Annotated in this window: 19 protein-coding genes; 9 read left to right on the top strand and 10 right to left on the bottom strand. The window is 65.3% G+C overall.

What is annotated here, in order from left to right; translation table 11 throughout:
- The first annotated feature begins 26 nt into the window (after positions 1 to 26).
- Complete coding sequence (locus ACMDW7_RS06375; RefSeq protein WP_377302262.1) at positions 27 to 1,094, top strand: hypothetical protein; 1,068 nt, start codon at positions 27 to 29, stop codon at positions 1,092 to 1,094.
- On the opposite strand, the gene hrcA is transcribed toward ACMDW7_RS06375, so the two are convergent.
- Positions 1,036 to 2,106: a heat-inducible transcriptional repressor HrcA gene (gene hrcA, locus ACMDW7_RS06370; protein ID WP_377302264.1), complete on the bottom strand. Its 1,071-nt coding sequence runs from the start codon at positions 2,104 to 2,106 to the stop codon at positions 1,036 to 1,038. The two genes, ACMDW7_RS06375 and hrcA, sit on opposite strands and share 59 nt — an antisense overlap.
- Positions 2,107 to 2,212: 106 nt before the next feature.
- Between hrcA and ACMDW7_RS06365 the strand changes: the two genes are divergently transcribed.
- Complete coding sequence (locus tag ACMDW7_RS06365) at positions 2,213 to 3,085, top strand: NAD kinase (RefSeq protein WP_377302265.1); 873 nt, start codon at positions 2,213 to 2,215, stop codon at positions 3,083 to 3,085.
- Positions 3,086 to 3,103: 18 nt separating this feature from the next.
- Entirely contained in the window at positions 3,104 to 4,750 is a 1,647-nt protein-coding gene (gene recN / locus ACMDW7_RS06360) for a DNA repair protein RecN (protein WP_377302267.1), read from the top strand.
- A gap of 209 nt (positions 4,751 to 4,959) precedes the next feature.
- On the opposite strand, the gene fur is transcribed toward recN, so the two are convergent.
- Entirely contained in the window at positions 4,960 to 5,394 is a 435-nt protein-coding gene (gene fur / locus ACMDW7_RS06355; protein ID WP_377302269.1) for a ferric iron uptake transcriptional regulator, read from the bottom strand.
- 215 nt (positions 5,395 to 5,609) lie between these two features.
- Here fur and ACMDW7_RS06350 point away from each other — a divergent pair, with 215 nt between their 5' ends.
- Both ACMDW7_RS06350 and dapB read left to right on the top strand, forming a co-directional pair.
- Positions 5,610 to 5,984: an outer membrane protein assembly factor BamE gene (locus ACMDW7_RS06350; protein WP_377302271.1), complete on the top strand. Its 375-nt coding sequence runs from the start codon at positions 5,610 to 5,612 to the stop codon at positions 5,982 to 5,984.
- Positions 5,985 to 5,986: 2 nt separating this feature from the next.
- Positions 5,987 to 6,799, top strand: coding sequence for a 4-hydroxy-tetrahydrodipicolinate reductase (gene dapB, locus ACMDW7_RS06345; RefSeq protein WP_377302273.1), 813 nt, complete (start codon positions 5,987 to 5,989; stop codon positions 6,797 to 6,799).
- Positions 6,800 to 6,879: 80 nt separating this feature from the next.
- Here dapB and ACMDW7_RS06340 read toward each other — a convergent pair whose 3' ends face one another.
- The 7 genes from ACMDW7_RS06340 to murJ form a co-directional block, all read right to left on the bottom strand.
- The gene (locus ACMDW7_RS06340; RefSeq protein WP_377302275.1) at positions 6,880 to 7,206 is read right to left on the bottom strand and encodes a hypothetical protein; all 327 of its coding nucleotides are present in this window, start codon (positions 7,204 to 7,206) and stop codon (positions 6,880 to 6,882) included.
- 24 nt (positions 7,207 to 7,230) lie between these two features.
- Positions 7,231 to 7,782, bottom strand: a complete 552-nt coding sequence (locus tag ACMDW7_RS06335) for a chorismate--pyruvate lyase family protein (protein ID WP_377302276.1) — start codon at positions 7,780 to 7,782, stop codon at positions 7,231 to 7,233.
- A 109-nt stretch (positions 7,783 to 7,891) separates the two neighbouring features.
- Positions 7,892 to 9,184: a serine--tRNA ligase gene (gene serS / locus ACMDW7_RS06330; RefSeq protein ID WP_377302278.1), complete on the bottom strand. Its 1,293-nt coding sequence runs from the start codon at positions 9,182 to 9,184 to the stop codon at positions 7,892 to 7,894.
- Between the two features lie 329 nt (positions 9,185 to 9,513).
- Positions 9,514 to 11,133 (bottom strand): FMN-binding glutamate synthase family protein, encoded by a 1,620-nt coding sequence (locus ACMDW7_RS06325; RefSeq protein WP_377302280.1) that lies wholly within the window; start codon positions 11,131 to 11,133, stop codon positions 9,514 to 9,516.
- Between the two features lie 121 nt (positions 11,134 to 11,254).
- Positions 11,255 to 11,701, bottom strand: coding sequence for a GatB/YqeY domain-containing protein (locus tag ACMDW7_RS06320; protein WP_377302282.1), 447 nt, complete (start codon positions 11,699 to 11,701; stop codon positions 11,255 to 11,257).
- Between the two features lie 97 nt (positions 11,702 to 11,798).
- Entirely contained in the window at positions 11,799 to 12,011 is a 213-nt protein-coding gene (rpsU, locus tag ACMDW7_RS06315) for a 30S ribosomal protein S21 (RefSeq protein ID WP_054127079.1), read from the bottom strand.
- Between the two features lie 111 nt (positions 12,012 to 12,122).
- Entirely contained in the window at positions 12,123 to 13,688 is a 1,566-nt protein-coding gene (gene murJ, locus ACMDW7_RS06310) for a murein biosynthesis integral membrane protein MurJ (RefSeq protein ID WP_377302284.1), read from the bottom strand.
- Between the two features lie 288 nt (positions 13,689 to 13,976).
- Here murJ and rpsT point away from each other — a divergent pair, with 288 nt between their 5' ends.
- On the top strand, positions 13,977 to 14,243 hold the full coding sequence (gene rpsT / locus ACMDW7_RS06305; RefSeq protein WP_054127077.1) for a 30S ribosomal protein S20: 267 nt from the start codon (positions 13,977 to 13,979) through the stop codon (positions 14,241 to 14,243).
- 99 nt (positions 14,244 to 14,342) lie between these two features.
- Here the strand turns inward: rpsT and ACMDW7_RS06300 are convergent, their stop codons facing one another.
- The gene (locus ACMDW7_RS06300; RefSeq protein WP_054127076.1) at positions 14,343 to 14,648 is read right to left on the bottom strand and encodes a DUF3579 domain-containing protein; all 306 of its coding nucleotides are present in this window, start codon (positions 14,646 to 14,648) and stop codon (positions 14,343 to 14,345) included.
- Between the two features lie 157 nt (positions 14,649 to 14,805).
- Here ACMDW7_RS06300 and ACMDW7_RS06295 point away from each other — a divergent pair, with 157 nt between their 5' ends.
- The 3 genes from ACMDW7_RS06295 to argF all read left to right on the top strand — a co-directional run bounded on the left by ACMDW7_RS06295 (position 14,806) and on the right by argF (position 18,421).
- On the top strand, positions 14,806 to 16,149 hold the full coding sequence (locus ACMDW7_RS06295; RefSeq protein ID WP_377302287.1) for an MFS transporter: 1,344 nt from the start codon (positions 14,806 to 14,808) through the stop codon (positions 16,147 to 16,149).
- A 161-nt stretch (positions 16,150 to 16,310) separates the two neighbouring features.
- Positions 16,311 to 17,501 carry an aspartate aminotransferase family protein gene (locus tag ACMDW7_RS06290; protein WP_377302289.1) on the top strand — a complete coding sequence of 397 codons (1,191 nt, stop codon included), beginning with the start codon at positions 16,311 to 16,313 and terminating at the stop codon, positions 17,499 to 17,501.
- On the top strand, positions 17,498 to 18,421 hold the full coding sequence (argF, locus tag ACMDW7_RS06285; protein ID WP_377302290.1) for an ornithine carbamoyltransferase: 924 nt from the start codon (positions 17,498 to 17,500) through the stop codon (positions 18,419 to 18,421). Before ACMDW7_RS06290 ends, argF begins: the two co-directional genes overlap by 4 nt.
- Positions 18,422 to 18,425 lie beyond the last annotated feature (4 nt).

Here is an 18,425-nt window from a genome sequence, read left to right as displayed (position 1 = left end):
CCTCGCTTGACTGAAAGGACGCCGGCTTGACCCCCAGGTGGATGCGCGCACTGCCTTGCGCCGTGGCCGCACTGCTGCTCGTACTGAGTTCGGGCTGCGCCAACCAGCGACGCATCGACGCGCTGGCCGCCAGCACGCCTGACCCGCTGGTGCGCGCCGTGCTCACCAACTATGACCGCGTGGGCACGCCTCCGGATGAGGCCCGAGCCCTGCGCGACGCCATGCTGCGCGGGCTGGGCGAGCGCCACAACGGCGATGCCGACCTGCTGGCCTACCTGAATACCTACTGCAGCGCCGAACCCGGCTGTTTCTCCGTGCGCTGGGCACAACTCTGGACCGAACTGGAACCCGACAACGGCGCCGCCTGGCTCAGCCTAGCCGATGCGGTGTCGCGCGCCCCAAATCCTGCAGCGACGCAAGCCAAGCTGGGCGCCATGCCCATGCTGCTGGCAAAGGCGGCAGCGAGCACACGCTTTGATCTGCGCCAGACCAGCATGCTGCGCCGGCTTGAACAGGCGCTCGCCGTGCGGCACGGCAGTCGCCTGAACAGCGCCATCGAAGCCTATGGCTGGGCCGCCGCCATCAACCCGCCGGCGATCAATCTCTGCCTGAGCGGCGAGCCGGGGGTCCGCCCGAGCTGCGGCCGTCTGGGTGAACTGATGGCCACGACTGCGACAACCGTGATCGACCGCAGCGTGGGCCTTGCGCTCTGGGAGCGCAACACGCCGGCCGGCGGACTGGATGCCGACACGCCCGCCGGGCAGGCCTTCGTGCTGGCGCGTGAACGGATCGAGGCCTGGTCCTGGGCGCTGGCGCGCGACCTGCCGGATCTCCCGCCCCTTAGCCCCGACGAGCGCAAGCGCCTTCTGACGTGGATCGACAACGTGATGAGCGACGGCGAAATTGCCGCGGCCGATGCGCTGCTCGATGCCACCGGCGTGTCCCGCAGCCAAGCGGCGGCGCACTACCGCGGCACGGTGCGGCAAGTATTGGCGCCGGGGCCCATGCCGCGCCTGCCCGTGCCAGACAGCAGTGCTAGGCCGGAGCGGTCGGGCCAGGTGGAGGCGCGCCAGCCTCGCCCGAAGAATATGTAAGCGCGTTGGACAGCAGGCGCGCAGTGATGTCCACCAGCGGCACCACGCGGTCGTAGGCCATGCGCGTGGGACCAACCACGCCGAGCGTGCCGACTACCTGGCCGTTCACCTTGTAGGGTGCCGCCACCACCGACACTTCCTCCACCGGCACGAGCTGGGACTCGCCGCCGATGAAGATCTGCACGCCCTCGGCATTGCCGCCGGTTTCCAGCAGGCGCAGCAGGCTGGTCTTGCTCTCGAACACGTCGAACAACTGGCGCAGGCGCGCCATGTTGGTGGAGAAGTCCGCCACATCCAGCAGGCGCCGCTCACCACTGATGAGCACCTGCTCCTGATCGTCGCTCATGGCCTGGGAGCCGGCGGCCATCGCGGCCTGCATCAGCGTCTGCACCTCGTCGCGCAGGCTGCCCAGCTCCTGCTTCAGGCGGCTGGCGGCTTCGTCGAAGCTGCTGCCCGCAAAGTGCGTATTGAGAAAATTGCCCGCCTCCACCAGCTGGGACGCACTCAGATCCTGCTCCAGCAGGATCATGCGGTTCTGTACATCGCCCTCGGGTGTGACGATGATCATCAGCACACGCCGCTCGCCCAGACGCAGAAACTCCACATGCTTGAAGGTCTGGCTGCGCCGCGGGGTAAGCACGACCCCAGCAAACTGGGACAGGCTGGACAGCAGCTGCGCGGCCGCGCTGATGACCTTCTGCGGCGATGCCGGCTGCAGGTTCTGCTGGATGGTCTCGTTCAGCGCCTGCTGCTCCACGCTTTCCAGCGGCTGCACAGTGAGCATGGTGTCCACAAACAGGCGGTAGCCGCGCGGCGTCGGGATACGCCCGGCGGAGGTGTGCGGGCTGACGATCAGCCCGGCCTCTTCGAGGTCGCTCATCACGTTGCGGATGGTGGCTGCCGACAGATCCAGCCCGGACCAGCGCGACAGGGTGCGCGAGCCGACGGGCTGCCCCTCGGCGATATATCGTTCGATCAGCGTCTTGAGCAGCAGATGAGATCGGGGGTCCATGGCAGCTGATTGTATGGATTCAGGCCGCGGCGGTGCGCCATCGATCACACCAGCGATCCACAGGCCAGGGGACAAGGCGCCACAGCCTGTCGATAGAATCGCCGGCATGCAATCGCTCACCCAGTTCGTGCTCGTCGGCCGCGCCAACACACCCGGGCTGGGCGACACCCTCACCGCCATCGGCGAATGGCTCCAGGCCCAGGGCGGGCAGGTCTGCATCGACGCCGACAGCGCCGCCTCGCTGGACGTCTGCCATCTGCCCAAGATTGCGCTGGAAGACGCACCGGGCCGCGCCCGGGCCGCCATCGTGGTCGGTGGCGACGGCACCCTGCTCGGTGCCGCTCGCGTGCTGGCGCCGCTGGGCGTGCCGCTGATCGGCATCAACCACGGACGCCTGGGCTTCATGACCGATGTGCCCTTGCGCGACTGGCAGCCGGCGCTGGGTTCGCTGCTGGGCGGCAACTATTCGCTGGAGGCACGCAGCATGTTCGATTGCCAGGTGCGGCGCGAGAACGCGGGCATCTGGTCGGCACTTGCCCTGAACGACGTGGTGGTGCAGCGCGGCGCGGCCGGCGGCATGCTTGAGTTTGTGGTGCGGATCGACGGCGACCTGGTCTACCAGCAGCGCGCCGATGCGCTGATCGTCTCCACCCCCACTGGCAGCACGGCCTACGCCATGAGCGCTGGCGGGCCGATGCTGCATCCGTCCCTGGCCGGCATCACCCTGGTGCCGGTGGCACCCCAGAGCTTGAGTAACCGGCCGATCGTGCTGCCCGCGGACGTGACCCTCGACATCGAGGTGGTCGCCGGCAAGGAAATGGCCGCGCACTGCGACATGCAGACCTTCTCCACGCTCGAATTGGGCGATGTGGTGCGCGTCACGCCCTCCAGGCACCGGCTGCAGCTGCTGCACCCGCCCGGCTACGACTACTTCGCCACCCTGCGGCGCAAGCTGCACTGGAACCTCATGCCCAGCTAGGGCGTTTCACTCTAAGCCATGCTGCGCAGTCTGCACCTCACCGACTTTGTGCTCGTCACCGAGGCCGAGATCGACTTCTCGGCCGGCTTCTCGGCCCTCACCGGTGAGACCGGCGCGGGCAAGAGCATCCTGATCGACGCGCTGGGTCTCGTGCTAGGCGGCCGGGGCGACGCCGGCGTGATCCGCGAGGGCGCAGCCAAGACCAGCATTGCAGCGGAATTTGATGTGGACGCGAACGTCGCTGCCTTTCTGGCAGAGCACGAATTCGACGCATCAGACACCGTTCTGCTGCGCCGCGTGATCGACCGCGAGGGCCGCAGCAAGGCCTTCATCAATGGCGCCGCCGTGCCCGTGACCCAGCTGCGCGCTTTGGGCGACCTGCTGGTGGATATTCACGGCCAGCACGCCCACCAGTTGCTGCAGAAGCCCGCCGCCCAGCGCAGCCTGCTGGATGCCTTTGGCAAGCTGGAGCCGCAGGTGGCGGATGTGGCCGAGCGCTGGAAGACCCTGCGCGAAGCCCGCGCCCTGCTTACCCGCGCCCAAACCGAGCAGGCCAGCCTCGACGCCGAGCGTGAGCGCCTGGCCTGGCAGCTCGATGAGCTGGACCGCCTGGCGCCGCAGCCCGGCGAATGGGCCGAGGTGGAGAGCGAGCACCGGAGGCTTTCTCATGCCGCCGGGCTGATCGAATCCGCCTCCTCCGCGTTGAACGCACTGGAAGAGTCGGACGAACCCATCATCGGCCGCCTGGAAAGTCTGCACAGCCGCCTGGCCGCCCAGCTGGCGCACGACGCCCGCCTGCAAGGCGCCGTGGACGCGCTTGAAGCCGCTGCCATCCAGGCGCGCGAGGCGGCCTATGCACTGTCCCACTATTTGAATAGCAGCGATCTGGACCCGCAGCGACTCGAGGAGATTGAGCAGCGCCTGTCCGCGCTGCATGGCACCGCACGCAAGCTGCGCGTGGAACCCGCGGCTTTGGCCGACCACTGGCAGGCTGCGCGCGAAAAGATGGGCGCACTGGATGCCGCAAGCAATCTGCCCGCGCTGCAAGCCGCTGTCGATGCGGCGCAAAGAATGTTCGACCAGGCGGCCAAGAAGCTTTCGACTGAGCGCGCGAAAGTCGCCAAGAAGCTCTCCGCTGCCGCCACCGAGGCCATGCAGACGCTCGCGATGCAGGGCGGCCGTCTGGACATTGCGCTCACCGCCGAAGACGCCGGCCCCACCGGCACAGACGCCGTGGAGTTTCTGGTGGCCGGCCATGCCGGCGCCACGCCCCGCGCCTTGGGCAAGGTGGCCTCGGGCGGGGAGCTGTCACGCATTTCGCTGGCGATTGCCGTCATCGCCTCCACGGCCAACGCCACCCCGACCCTGATCTTTGACGAGGTGGACGCCGGCGTCGGCGGCGCGGTGGCCGAAGTCGTCGGCCGCCTGATGCGCCAGCTCGGCGCCGACCGCCAGGTGCTGGCCGTGACCCACCTGCCCCAGGTGGCGGCCCGGGCGCATCAGCAGTTCAAGGTGGAAAAGTTCACCGTGGCCGGCAGCACGCAAAGCGCCATCCGCAGCCTGAGTGCGGCCGACCGCGTGGACGAAATCGCCCGCATGCTGGCCGGCGAAACCATCACCGCCACCAGCAAGAAGCACGCGAAAGAGCTGCTGGCGGCCGATTGAGCACCGTCAGCACGCGGGCTGCCGCGGCTGCAGCGCACCGATCGCGCCCTCGACACAGAATGAGCACCGGCTGGAGAGCCGCATCAGAGCTCATTTGATTCATTTTCGGCCGAATTTCGTCGGCATCCAAAACATGCCGAAATCCGCATCGAACATGCGGAAAGTGCCTTATTGATCCAGCACGAATGGATCAATATCGGACAAAACGATCAGCTCTGCTTGCGGTGCGGGCATTCGGTCCGGGCGCAGTTCGCGTACAGCGACAGCGAATGCTCCACGAGCTTGAAGCCGCGCTCGGCGGCCACGGCGTCCTGGCGCTGCTCGATGCCGGCGTCGTAGAACTCCTCCACATGCCCGCAATCGAGGCAGACGATGTGGTCGTGGTGGCTGCCCTCGTTGAGCTCGAAGACCGCCTTGCCGCTTTCGAAGTGGTTGCGCTTGAGCAGGCCGGCCTGCTCGAACTGCGTGAGCACGCGGTACACGGTGGCCAGGCCCACGTCGCCCTGCTCGGCCAGCAGCAGCTTGTAGACGTCTTCCGCGCTCAGATGGCGCTGCGGGCTCTTGTGAAAGACCTCCAGCACCTTCATGCGCGGCAGGGTGGCCTTCAGGCCCATCTCTTTGAGGTTCTGGCTGGAGTTCGGCATCGGATCGGGCCGCAGCCGCGCAGGGCGCGAATGCGAACGAGGTGCGTTGGAGAAGTGCCCCGGAAGGGTGACCTATGATACGGCCCGACCCGCCGCGGCGGCTGAGGCAGAAACCCTGCCCGGCGCGCGGCCCCTCACCCAGCCGCCTGTGCCCGCCCGCTCGGGGCACGCAACAGGCGGCACGCACGGTGCAATTCCGCTTGATGGTCCCCTTCATGTCTTCTGCTCTGCGCTTCCTGTCGTTCATCGCCGCCGGTTTCGTATTGGTGCTTGCCACCGGCTGCAGCGTCTACCGCCCGGACATCCAGCAGGGCAACCTGATCACCAGCGAGCAGGTCGCCCAGCTCAAGGAAGGCATGACCCGCCTGCAGGTACAGGCCCTGCTCGGCTCGCCGCTGCTGCGCTCGGACCTGCATGCCAACCGCTGGGACTACGGCTTTGCCATGCGCAAGCGCGGTGAGGTCACCGAGATGCGCCGCTTCACCCTGTTCTTTGACGGCGACAGGCTCATCAAGTGGCAGGGCGACCCCCAGCCCACCGCCACCGAGGCGCTCAAGATTTCCGCTCTGTCGGCTGCCGCCGGAGCCTGAGCATGGCGGGCGTTGCAACGCGGATCGCCATCGCCGGCGCCAGCGGCCGCATGGGCCGCATGCTGATCGACGCCGCACTGGCGGATCCGCAGGTCGCCATCACCGCCCTGCTCGACCGCGCCGACAGCCCGGCCTTGGGCACGACTTTGGGCACCACACCCGCCGGGACCTCGATTGCGATCACCTCGGACGTGGCTGCGGCACTTGCCGTAAGCAGCGTGCTGATCGACTTCACCCGCCCCGAAGGCACCCTGGCCCACCTGGCCGCCTGCGTGGCCGCACGCAAGGCCATCGTGATCGGCACCACGGGCTTTGATACGGCCGGCAAGGCGGCGATTGCGAAAGCCGCCGAGACCATCCCGGTCGTCTTCGCACCCAACATGAGCGTGGGCGTGAACGTGGTCTTCAAGCTGCTCGAACTCGCCACCCAGGCCCTGGGCGATCAATACGACGTCGAAATCTTCGAAGCCCACCACAGCAAGAAGGTCGACGCCCCCTCCGGCACCGCCCTGGGCATGGGCGAAGCCGTCGCCCGCGCCCGCGGCGTCAAGCTCGAAGACGTGGCCGACTGGGCCCGCCACGGCCACACCGGTGAGCGCGAGGCGGGGAGAATCGGCTTCTCAGTCGTGCGCGGCGGCGACGTGATCGGCGACCACACCGCCTTCTTCCTGGGTACCGGAGAGCGCGTCGAAATCAGCCACCGCAGCAGCAGCCGCAACGGCTACGCGCAGGGCGCAGTGCGCGCGGCCAAATGGCTCGGTGGGAAGGCAGCGGGGCTGTTTGATATGCAGGATGTGTTGGGGTTGCGGGGCTGATCATCGCCCTTTAGGCGGCTCTATCAATAGGCCTGCCCACGTTATGTATCCAGGCCCACCGACTCGGTCGCCATGTTCACTTATGGGCCAGCGAAGTAACTCGCTGACGCACTTGCGATCACATAGACGAATGGGATCGACAAAACCCACCAAGTGATCGTCGCGACAATCGCCCTACCGGTCGAAACGCCCGGCGAACGGAAAAATGGAACGACTGACGTCACCATGCCTACTATCCAAAGAATCGCGACGAGGGGCGTGATGATCGGAACGGTCGAAGCGAGCCAAATACTGGCGAACGTGCCCCATAAAGGGAACAGAAGCAAAACGGCGAAGAGCGCGGACTCTTTACCCGTTCGACCAGTCACAAGCGGTGGCGGCGATTTGAAAAGCTTCGGTTCTTCCATTTCGATTCCGTCCTGCTTCGGGACTCAACGGTCTAGTCGACCGAGGAATATCTCCTCCACCACCAGCGGCGCCCCCTGCCGAATGAACAGGGACCGCCGCGAAGGCAGGCCGCCGACACCGTTGTAGCGCTCCACCCGGAACACACGTGGGGATCGGGCCACGATCGGGTCGGCGAACAGCACCTCGCCCATCGGCCGGCGCTGCAGGCGCGGCAGATAGCGCCAGGGGCCCTTGAGGTGCCGGGCGGCGGTGGCAGAGCGGGCGGCGATCATCGGCACGCCGTCCACATGCAGCTCGATGCGCCGCACCCACACACGGCGCCGCGCGCCCAGGGTGCGCCGCTCCTGCGCGGTAGCGTTGGCCACGCCCACCTCGATCAACTTGACCGTGAGCTTGCCGCGCTTGCGCAGGTGGGCCGTGAGCGATTCGATGCGCGCCACCTCCGGGTGCAGGGTGTGCCGCCGCCAGCCATCGGCCAGCAGCCGCGCCATGGCCTCACGTCGCGTGAACAGATGCCGCAGCTTGCCCGTGGGCTTCAGGGACCGTAGCCGGACGGGATGGTTGGCAAAGCGCATCAGGCCCGCCCGTCCCAGGACAAAAAGGGCTTCTCGCAGTATCCATGCGGGTTTCCAGCCCAAAATGGCTGGAGAACCGCATGGGACAAGCGGAAAGCCGTTCCCGGCATCAAACTTTCAGCACCGCATCGCCGCCCAGGTAGGGCCGCAGCACCTCGGGCACGACCACGCTGCCGTCGGCCTGCTGGTAGTTCTCCAGCACCGCCACTAGCGTGCGGCCCACGGCCAGGCCCGAGCCGTTGAGGGTGTGGACGAACTCGGTCTTGCCCTGGGCATTCTTGAAGCGGGCCTGCATGCGGCGGGCCTGGAAGGCTTCGCAGTTGCTGCAACTGCTGATCTCGCGGTAGGTGTTTTGCGCGGGCAGCCAGACTTCGAGGTCGTAGGTCTTGCTGCTGCCAAAGCCCATGTCACCCGTGCAGAGCAGCATGACGCGATAGGGCAGGCCCAGCTTCTTGAGGATGTTCTCGGCGTGGCCGGTCATCTCCTCTAGGGCCGCAAAGCTGTCTTCGGGCCGCTCGATGCGCACCATCTCGACCTTGTCGAACTGGTGCTGGCGGATCATGCCGCGCGTGTCGCGGCCGTAGCTGCCGGCCTCGCTGCGAAAGCAGGGGCTGTGCGCGGTGAGCTTGATGGGCAGGTCGGCGGCATTGAGCATGTCGCCGCGCACCAGGTTCGTGAGGCTGATCTCGCTGGTGCTGATGAGGTAGAGATCACCCTCTTCGCCTTCGGCGCCACCCTTCTTGACGCTGAACATGTCGTCCTTGAACTTGGGCAGCTGGCCCGTGCCTAGCAGCGTGGCGCTGTTGACGATGTAGGGCGTGTAGCACTCGGTGTAGCCGTGCTCGCCGGTCTGGGTGTCCAGCATGAACTGGGCGAGCGCGCGGTGCAGGCGCGCCACCGGGCCCTTGAGGAAGGTGAAGCGCGCGCCGGCGAGCTTGGCGCCGGTTTCGGCGTCCAGGCCCAGCGGCAGACCGATGTCCACGTGATCTTTGACAGCGAAGTCGAAGGCGCGCGGCGTGCCCCAGCGGCGCACTTCCAGGTTGCCGGTCTCGTCCTTGCCCACGGGCACGCTCTCGTGCGGTACGTTGGGTACGGCCATCAGGAAGGCATTGAAGCGCTCCTGCAGCTCGGCCAGCGCGCTTTCGTTGGCCTTCAGCTCGTCGCCGATGCCCGCCACTTCGGCCAGCACGGCGCTGGCGTCTTCGCCCTTGCGCTTAAGTTCGCCCACCTGCTTGCTCAGGGCATTGCGCTTGGCTTGCAGCTCCTCGGTGCGGATCTGCAGGCCCTTGCGTTCGCCTTCGAGTTCGTTGAAACGGGCCACATCGAGCGGTTGGCCGCCGCGCGTGGCGAGGCGCTCGGCGACGGCAGTCACGTCCTTACGCAGTTGATGGATGTCGAGCATGGGATGTCCTTGTTCTTTCGGTCAGACCACGCGGCGCGGGCGCGGCGTCAAGGCTGCGCAGCTGGGCTGCGGGTGGTCTGGGTAATCACGTTTGCGGCTGCCAGAGCGAACCTGCCCTGAATGTGCGAGCAGGCTACGGCACCGCGTTCGGCGAGTAGCTTCGCTTTTGGCGCGGATTTTAGGCGCGCCGAGATCGCCAGCCGGCGCGCAGCGAGCCCCGCCGCGCGAGGAAGGCGGCAGTGCGGTGCGGGGGGCGATGAAGCAGGTGCATGGGCTGAAGTATGCCGCAGGGTCTGCGCGGCGCGCTTCACGTGTCGCTTACAGGCGGGTCACTTGTGCGAGGCCGGCTTGAAGCTCTCGCACTGCGCCATGGGCCAGTAGTACTCGAACACCGCGCCCTGTGCCGTGCCATTGAGCAGGTCGCCTGGCTTGAGGAAGGTATAGAGGTTGGAGAGCAGCTGCACCTGGTTGTGCGAAACGCGGCGCACGATGTGGTGCGGGCGCAGATCGTCCGGATGATCCAGGCCAGCAGCCGCAAGCAGCTCGCCCAGGGCCTTGAGCGTGTTGTGCTGGAAGTTGTAGACGCGCTCGGCCTTGTCCGGCACCACCAGTGCCTGCTGGCGCTTGGGGTCCTGCGTGGTGACGCCGGTTGGGCACTTGCCCGTATGGCAGCTCTGCGCCTGGATACAGCCCAGCGCAAACATGAAGCCGCGCGCGCTGTTGCACCAGTCTGCACCCAGGGCGATGGTGCGGGCGATGTCGAAGGCCGTGACGATCTTGCCCGAGGCGCCGAGCTTGATCTGGCTGCGCAGATTCGCACCCACCAGCGTGTTGTGCACCAGCAGGAGCGCCTCCTGCAGCGGTGTACCCACATGGTCCGTGAACTCCACGGGCGCGGCGCCCGTGCCGCCCTCCCCGCCGTCCACGACGATGAAGTCCGGCGTGATGCCCGTGGCCAGCATGGCCTTGACCATGGCAAAGAACTCCCACGGGTGGCCGATCGCGAGCTTGAAGCCGGTCGGCTTGCCGCCAGAGAGCTCGCGCAGGCGCGCGATGAAGTGCATGAACTCCACCGGCGTGGAAAACGCGCTGTGCGAGGCCGGCGAGACACAGTCGGTCCAAGGCTCCACCCCGCGCGCGGCTGCAATCTCGGGCGTGACCTTGGGACCGGGCAGCACGCCGCCGTGCCCGGGCTTGGCGCCCTGCGAGAGCTTGACCTCGATGAGCTTGACCTGCGGGTCGCGCGCGTTCCTGATGAAGTTCTCTTCGGAGAAGCTGCCGTCCTTGTTGCGGCAGCCGAAGTAGCCGCTGCCGATCTCCCAGATCAAATCGCCACCGTGTTCGCGGTGGTACTGGCTGATGGAGCCTTCTCCGGTGTCATGCGCAAATCCACCCTTCTTGGCACCCTGGTTGAGCGAGCGGATGGCATTGGCCGACAGCGCCCCAAAGCTCATGGCCGAGATGTTGAAGACCGATGCGCTGTAGGGCTGGATCACGCCCGGCTTGCCCGCGCCGATGGTGATTCGAAAGTCACAGGACTCCACCTTGGCCGGCACCACGGCATGGTTGATCCACTCGTAGCCGGCCTCGTAGACATCCTTCTGCGTGCCGAAGGGGCGCTTGTCAACCTCCTGCTTGGCACGCTGGTAGACCACGCTGCGCTGGTTGCGCGAAAACGGCTTGGCCTCGGTGTCGTCTTCCAGGAAATACTGACGGATCTCCGGGCGGATGAACTCCAGGAAGTAGCGCAGATTGGCCAGGATGGGGTAGTTGCGCCGCACGCTCTGGCGCACCTGCGCCATGTCGCGTACGCCTACGGCCGCCAGGAAGCCGGTCGTCAGTGCGAGCAGTGCGATCCAGGCGTGGAAGCCGGAGGCAATCATCCAGCCCACGCTCGCCACAGCGACGAGTGCGCAAAGCCAGAAGGTCAGATAGCGAAGCTGGAACATGCGGCCGCCTGCGTGAAGGGATGGCCGATTAGACGCAAAAGCCCCGCAAACGCCAAGGTTTGCGGGGCTTTGGGTTCTGTAGAACAGCATGGCGGATGCCCTGCTGTTCGCAGCTTGCAACTTACTTGCTGAGCGCTGCCTTGACCTTGGCCGAAACCATTCCCATATCGGCCTTGCCCGCCAAAGCTGGCTTCACGATGGCCATGACCTTGCCCATGTCCTGCGGGCCGGCGGCACCGACCTGCGCCACGGCAGCGGCCACGGCGGCTTCCACCTCGGCCTCACTCATCTGCGCAGGCAGGTACACCGCGAGCAGATCGAGCTCGAACTTCTCCTTGGCAGCCAGATCCGGCCGGCCGCCCTGCTCGTAGGCCGTGATGGAATCCTTGCGCTGCTTGATGAGCTTCTCAACCAGGGCCAGTACATGCGCATCAGTCAGTTCGATGCGCTCGTCCACTTCCTTTTGCTTGAGCGCGGCAGTGAGCATGCGCAGCGCGGTGAGCTTGTCGCTCTCCTTGTTGCGCATGGCAGTCTTCACGTCGTCATTGATGCGGTCTCTCAGGCTCATGGCGTGTCCTCGGCTTGATTCACATATTTGGGGGCCAGAAACGACAAACCCGCGCAGAACAAGCTTGCGCGGGTTTGGCGGCGATGACCGAGAAGAATCAGTACATCTTCTTCGGCAGCATCTGGCTGCGAATACGCTTGTAGTGGCGCTTGACGGCAGCAGCCTTCTTGCGCTTGCGCTCCGCAGTTGGCTTTTCATAGAACTCGCGAGCGCGCAGTTCAGTCAAAAGACCCAGCTTTTCAATGCCCCGCTTGAAACGGCGCAGTGCGGTCTCAAACGGCTCATTTTCTTTAACGCGAACGATCGGCAAAACAATCACCCCCTTAGAGCCCAAGACTATAGCACGTTTCGGTAGAACCTGTCGGCGCAAGGCTTGGCGCGCCGGGATTGGGCCTGCCCGACGCCCCTTGCAAGCCCGAGGTCAGGCGCCCGGCGCAGGCAAGGTGGGTTCGCGGCGCCGGAAGTCTCTCAGCCTGAACCCCAGCACCGCCAGCATCACGAAGTAGGTCGCGGCGCCCGCCGCCACCATGGCCAGCACCCGCCCCGCCCGCTCCCACTTGGCCGCCTTCAGCGCTGCCCAGTCCACGCCCTGCCCCATGAACCAGAGCACCGCGCCCATGACGGCGAGGGCAATCATCAGTTTGATCAGGAAGACCAGCCAGCCTGCCTCGGGCCGATAGGCGCCACCGCGGCGCAGTCCCACATAGAGCAGGCCTGCATTGAGCATTGCGCCCAGGCTGATCGAAAGCGCAAGAGCCACATGCGACAGATAAGGGACCAGCAAGAGGTTCATGAGCTGCGTGGCGATCAGCACGATGACCGCCACCTTCACGGGTGAGCGCATGTCCTGGCGCGCGTAGAAGCCGGGCGCCAGGATCTTGACCAGCGTGAATCCAACCACGCCGATCGAATAGGCCTGCACGGCCAGCGCGGTCTGGATCATGTCGGTGTCGCTGAACTTGCCGTTGTGAAACAACAGCGCCGTGAGCGGCTGGGCCATCAGCGCCAAGGCCAGCGCCGCGGGCAAACCGAGCAGCAGGGTCAGGCGCAGGCCCCAGTCGATCAGCCCGTTGTAGCCCGCCTGGTCGTTGGAAGACGCCGCGCGCGTCAGGCTGGGCGTGAGTACAACACCCAGTGCGACACCAAGCAGCGCGTTCGGAAATTCCAGCAACCGGTCGGCGAGCGTGATCCAGGTGACACGGCCCTCGCCCAGGTGGGTGGCGATCTGCGTGTTGATGATGAGGCTCAGTTGCGCTACGGACACCCCAAGTAGTGCAGGAGCCATCTGTGAGAGCACGCGCTTCACGCCGGCGTAGCCGAATGCCCTGCGCGGAGACTTCAAAACGTCCGGGCGCAGCTTGAGCCGTCGCAACCCCCACCACACCGCGCCCATTTGCAGCAGTCCGCCGATCATCACGGCAATCGCCACGCCGTAGATCGGCCGCGCCATGAATTGCGGCGCCAGCCAGATGCCCGCGATCACGGCCACATTGAGCAATACCGGCGTGGCTGCTGCGAGCATGAACTTGCGCCAGGTGTTGAGCACCGCCGCGCCCAGGGCCACCATAGCCATGCAGCCGATATACGGGAACATGATTCGCGTCATCACGGTGGCATCGTCGAACGCCGATCCGGACAGGCCAGAGCCGATGGCGTAGACCAGCAAGGGCGCCCCGATGACGCCAACGAGGCTGGTCAGCCCCACCGCCCATAGCAAGGCCGCAGCCACGTGATCGATGAGCGCCTTGGCTGCCGCGTCCCCCTCGCGCGTACGGATGTCGCCCAGCACCGGCACGAAGGCCTGGGAGAACGCCCCCTCGGCAAACAGGCGGCGCAGCAAATTGGGCAGGCGGAAGGCGACGTTGAACGCGTCGGTAATGGCGCTGGCGCCGAATGCGCTGGCAAGAAGCATTTCCCGCAACAGGCCCGTGATGCGGGAAGCGAAGGTCCAGGAGCTGACAGAAAAGGCGGCGCGGAGCAGGTTCACACGGTGTTTCTTTAGTTGCAACCGCTCGCATTCTGCGCTGCGGTACGGGCTCAAGATGCAAAGCGCGGAACGGAGCACTGAGCACCGGCTCCAATCGCCGCTCGCAACTCATTCTGGCGGGGCGGATTTCCTTGCGTCAGAGCCAGAAAAGGCTTATAGTCTAGGGCTTCACAGAATTTCCTTTCCCGCCCGGCGCATGACTCTGACGAGCCGCCCGGACCGGTTCATGGTGAACCTGCAACCAGCGGCGGATGCGTGGCGAGGAAAGTTACTTGGAAACCTGAACACATGGCCAATACCGCCCAAGCTCGCAAGCGTGCCCGTCAAGCCACCGTCGCGAACGCCCACAACTCCGCCCTGCGCTCCATGATGCGTACCGCCATCAAGGCCGTTCGCAAGGCTGTGGCCGCCGGTGACAAGAAGGCAGCTGCTGAAGTGTTCCAGAAGTCCCAGTCGGTGATCGACAGCGTCGCTGACAAGAAGATCGTCCACAAGAACAAGGCCGCCCGTGACAAGAGCCGCCTGGCCGCTGCCATCAAGGCGATGGGCGCCTGATCCAGAACCGGATCAAGCATCAAGCACAAGGGGCGCCGCGGCGCCCCTTGTTGTTTTTGTCGGTGGAAAGAGCGGTAGCTGTGCTGCCAAATGCGGCAGTCAGCGTGCAGGGCGCTCCGGAATCACGCAGGCTTCCGAAGTTTGAAGATCATTGTCCTTGGCGAAGGACAGCACGAAGTTCCAGGCCATGGGCTCGAGCTCGCGCAGGCTCTCGTCCACGACAACACATTTGACATCGTTGATCATGACCGGGCGCACGAGCGGTGAGTAACCGAGATGGGCTTGCGGCCCGGCACCCGGTGGCTGAAAGCAGGCCATGACCCCGGCCAGGCGCTCAGCCCAGTCGGACGGTCGAAAGGTCTTTCCGGCATGCGTCATGCCGATGATGAAGATCTGTTTGGCCATGGAAATCCCGTCCGGTACGGGACACTAAGAATTCTATCTTATATAAGAGTTGACGCCGTCTTGCGTGCAGAACCTGCACGAGCGGCAGCGCAGGACTGGCGCGAATTGCCCAGCAGGCGATCGCAGCGTAGTCCGAGTGCATGACAGGGAAGCAAGAATGAAACCCGCGATCACCTCCGGATTCGGCGGATTCTTCGGCCGGATCACCCCGCCGCTGCTGCGAGAGCGCACGTTTGCGTTGCTCTGGCTCGCCGAGGTGATCGCCATGGGCGCGGGGCACATCTCGCACCTTGCCCTGCCGATCATTGGCACCACGGTGCTGCACGCCTCGCCCACGCAGATGGGCCTTCTGGTGGCCTTCCAGGCCCTGCCCTTTGCGCTGCTCAGCTTGCCCAGCGGCGTGTGGATCGACCAGACCAGCAAACAACGCATTCTGGTGGGCTGCTTCATAGTGCTCGCGGCTTCCTTGGCCCTGTTGCCAGCCGCGTGGTTCATGGGCTGGCTCAACATGCCGCTGCTCTACCTCGTGGGCTTTCTGGTCGGCGCGGTGATGACCGTGTTCGGCACGGCGCACCAGGTGCTGGTCACGCACGTGGTTGGTCGGCCACGGCTCGTGGATGCCTATCGCATCATCCAAACCTCGGAGTCCTTGATCCGCCTGGCGGCGCCGGGGCTGGCCGGGCTGCTCATCCAGGCCTTCGGTGCGCCCAAAGCGATCGCCATCGAGGTGATCGCGCTGGCATTCACGCTTGCGCTGTTTGTAAAGCTCGATGAGCCCGCGAGCGCACGCCAACCGAGCGCGCCGTCCAAAGGCCTGCTGCCCGACATGCTCGAAGGCCTTCGCTATTGCTGGAATGACCCCGCGCTGCGCGCCATGGCCTTTGCAGCAGCGGCGTGGCAGTTCCTGTTCCATGGCTTTCTGGCGATGCAGATTCTCTTTGCGACCCGCGAGCTCCACATGAACGCAGGCCAGATTGGCCTCGTGCACATTGCTGGGGGTGTAGGTGCTTTGGTCAGCGCTGTGCTCGTCAAGCGCCTGAACCATCGCGTTGGCCCGGGCAACGTGATGGTCTGGGGCCTGGCCTTGACGACGGTCGTCTGGGCGGCATTTGCCCTGCTGCCCGCAGACAAGCCCTGGAACATGGCAACGATGGCGCTCGCCCTGTTCCTGTTCGACATCGGCACGGTGGCCTTCTTCATCAACTACATCAGCATGCGCCAGATCGTGACTCCGGACGCCTTGCTGGGCCGCGTTACGGCCACCATGCGATTCGCGTCCGTGGCACTTGCGCCACTGGGGGCGATCGCCACCGGCATCACCGCCGACGCGATCGGGTTGCGGCCCACGTTTGCCTTGCTCGGCGGACTGGGCATGCTGGCGGTGCTGGGCTTGGCAAGCTACAAGCCGTTTCGCGCCGCGTCGGCCGAGGCGTTGGCACACCCGCCGGGTCAGACACCGCAGCCCGCGCCCGGACACGCACCGCAGGCCAATGTGCAATAATTTCGATACGTCACATCGTTAATATCGATATAACAGGGTGAGGTTCAAACCGGATCCCACCCGACGTCAGGCCGCGTTCTGCATGCCCTGCCCGGCGTCACGACGGACGTGTACCCTCGCGTCGATTCACCCTTGCCAGTCCCGCCTTCAGGAGGCCAGAGATGTCCCACATCATGAACACGTATGCACGCCAACCGATCTCGCTGTCGCATGGCGAAGGCGCATGGGTCTGGGACACCGAGGGGCGACGCTACCTCGACGGCCTCTCCGGGATCGCCGTCAACACCCTGGGGCACAAGCATCCCAAGCTGGTCGCGGCGCTGCAGGATCAGGTCACCAAGCTCATACACACCAGCAACATCTATGGCATTCCGCTGGGCGAGCAGTTGGCCACGAAGCTGTGCGAGTTGTCCGGCATGGACAACGTGTTTTTCTGCAACAGCGGTCTGGAGGCCAATGAGGCTGCGATCAAGATTGCCCGCAAGTACGGGCATGACAAGGGCATTGCCGAGCCCCAGATCATCGTCTACGAGAAGGCCTTCCATGGCCGCTCGCTGGCCACGCTCTCCGCCACTGGAAACGCCAAGGTACAGAAAGGCTTCGAGCCGCTGGTGCCCGGCTTTGTGCGCGTGCCGCTCAATGACATCGCCGCAATCGAAGCTGCAGCCGCCGCGAATCCGAGCATCACAGCCGTGTTTCTTGAGGCCATCCAGGGCGAAGGTGGCATCAACCCCGCGCGCGCGGAGTACCTGCAGGCGCTGCGCAGGATCTGTGACGAGCGCGGCTGGCTGCTGATGATCGACGAGGTGCAGTGCGGAATCGGTCGCACCGGCAAGTGGTTTGCTCACCAGTGGGCCGACATCCTGCCGGACGTGATGCCGCTGGCCAAGGGGCTGGGCTCGGGTGTGCCGATTGGCGCGGTGGTGGCGCGGGGCGTGGCGGCGCACGTGTTTGGCCCCGGCAACCATGGCACCACCTTCGGTGGCAACCCCCTGGCCATGCGTGCGGGTCTCACGACACTGCAGGTCATGCAGGAAGACGGCCTCATGGCCAATGCTGCGCACTGCGGTCAGATCATTGTTGACGGGATCCGCAAGCAGCTGACGGGAACCCCGGGCATTGCCGAGATCCGCGGCCAGGGTCTGATGATCGGCATCGAACTCGACCGCCCCTGCACCGAGATCGTGGGCCGAGCGCGCGAAGCCGGGTTGCTGATCAACGTGACTGCAGACAGGGTCATCCGCCTGCTGCCGCCACTGATCTTTACGTCGGCGCAGGCACAGCAATTGGTGGACATCCTTGCGCCGATCATTCACAGCTTCCTGACTCAGCCCCAATCGGCCGCAGCATGACCAGCACGATTCGCCACTATCTCCAGTTCAAGGACTTCACGGCCAGCGAATACGCCTACCTGTTCGCCCGCGCGGCCAACATCAAGGCGATGTTTAAGCAGTACGTGAAGTACCAGCCGCTGGTGGATCGAACCCTGGCCATGATCTTCGAGAAAGCCAGCACGCGCACGCGTGTGAGCTTCGAGGCGGGCATGTACCAGATGGGCGGCAGCGTGCTGAACATCACCACCGGCGACAGCCAACTCGGTCGTGCCGAACCGATCGAGGACAGCGCGCGCGTGATCAGCCGCATGGTGGACCTGGTCATGATCCGAACCTTCGAGCAGGCCAAGCTCGAACGCTTCGCCCAGCACTCCCGCGTGCCGGTCATCAACGGTCTGACCAACGAGTTCCACCCCTGCCAGATCCTGGCGGACATCTTCACCTTCATCGAGCACCGCGGTTCGATCGCAGGCAAGGTGGTGGCCTGGGTGGGAGACGGCAACAACATGGCCGCGAGTTGGCTGCAGGCGGCCGAAATCCTCGGCTTCACGGTGCATGTCTCCACACCCTCCGGTTACGAGATCGATGCAGCTGGCGTCGGGATCTCCAATCCCGAGTGCTTTCGCGTCTTCAAGGATCCAATCGAAGCCTGCCGCGGCGCCCACCTGGTCACTACGGATGTCTGGACCAGCATGGGCTTCGAGGCCGAGAACGAAACCCGCAAGCAGGCATTTGCCGACTGGTGCGTGGACAACGAAATGATGGCGGCGGCACAGCCCGACGCGCTCTTCATGCATTGCCTGCCCGCACATCGAGGTGAGGAAGTCACCGCCGAAGTCATCGACGGTCCGCAGTCTGTGGTCTGGGATGAAGCTGAAAACCGGATGCACGTGCAAAAGGCACTCATGGAGTACCTTTTGCTCGGCCGGATCGGCTGAAATC

The sequence above is a fragment of the Piscinibacterium candidicorallinum genome, from assembly GCF_047549485.1.
GTDB lineage: Bacteria > Pseudomonadota > Gammaproteobacteria > Burkholderiales > Burkholderiaceae_C > Piscinibacterium > Piscinibacterium candidicorallinum.
This window is presented reverse-complemented; position numbering and strand designations above follow the sequence as displayed.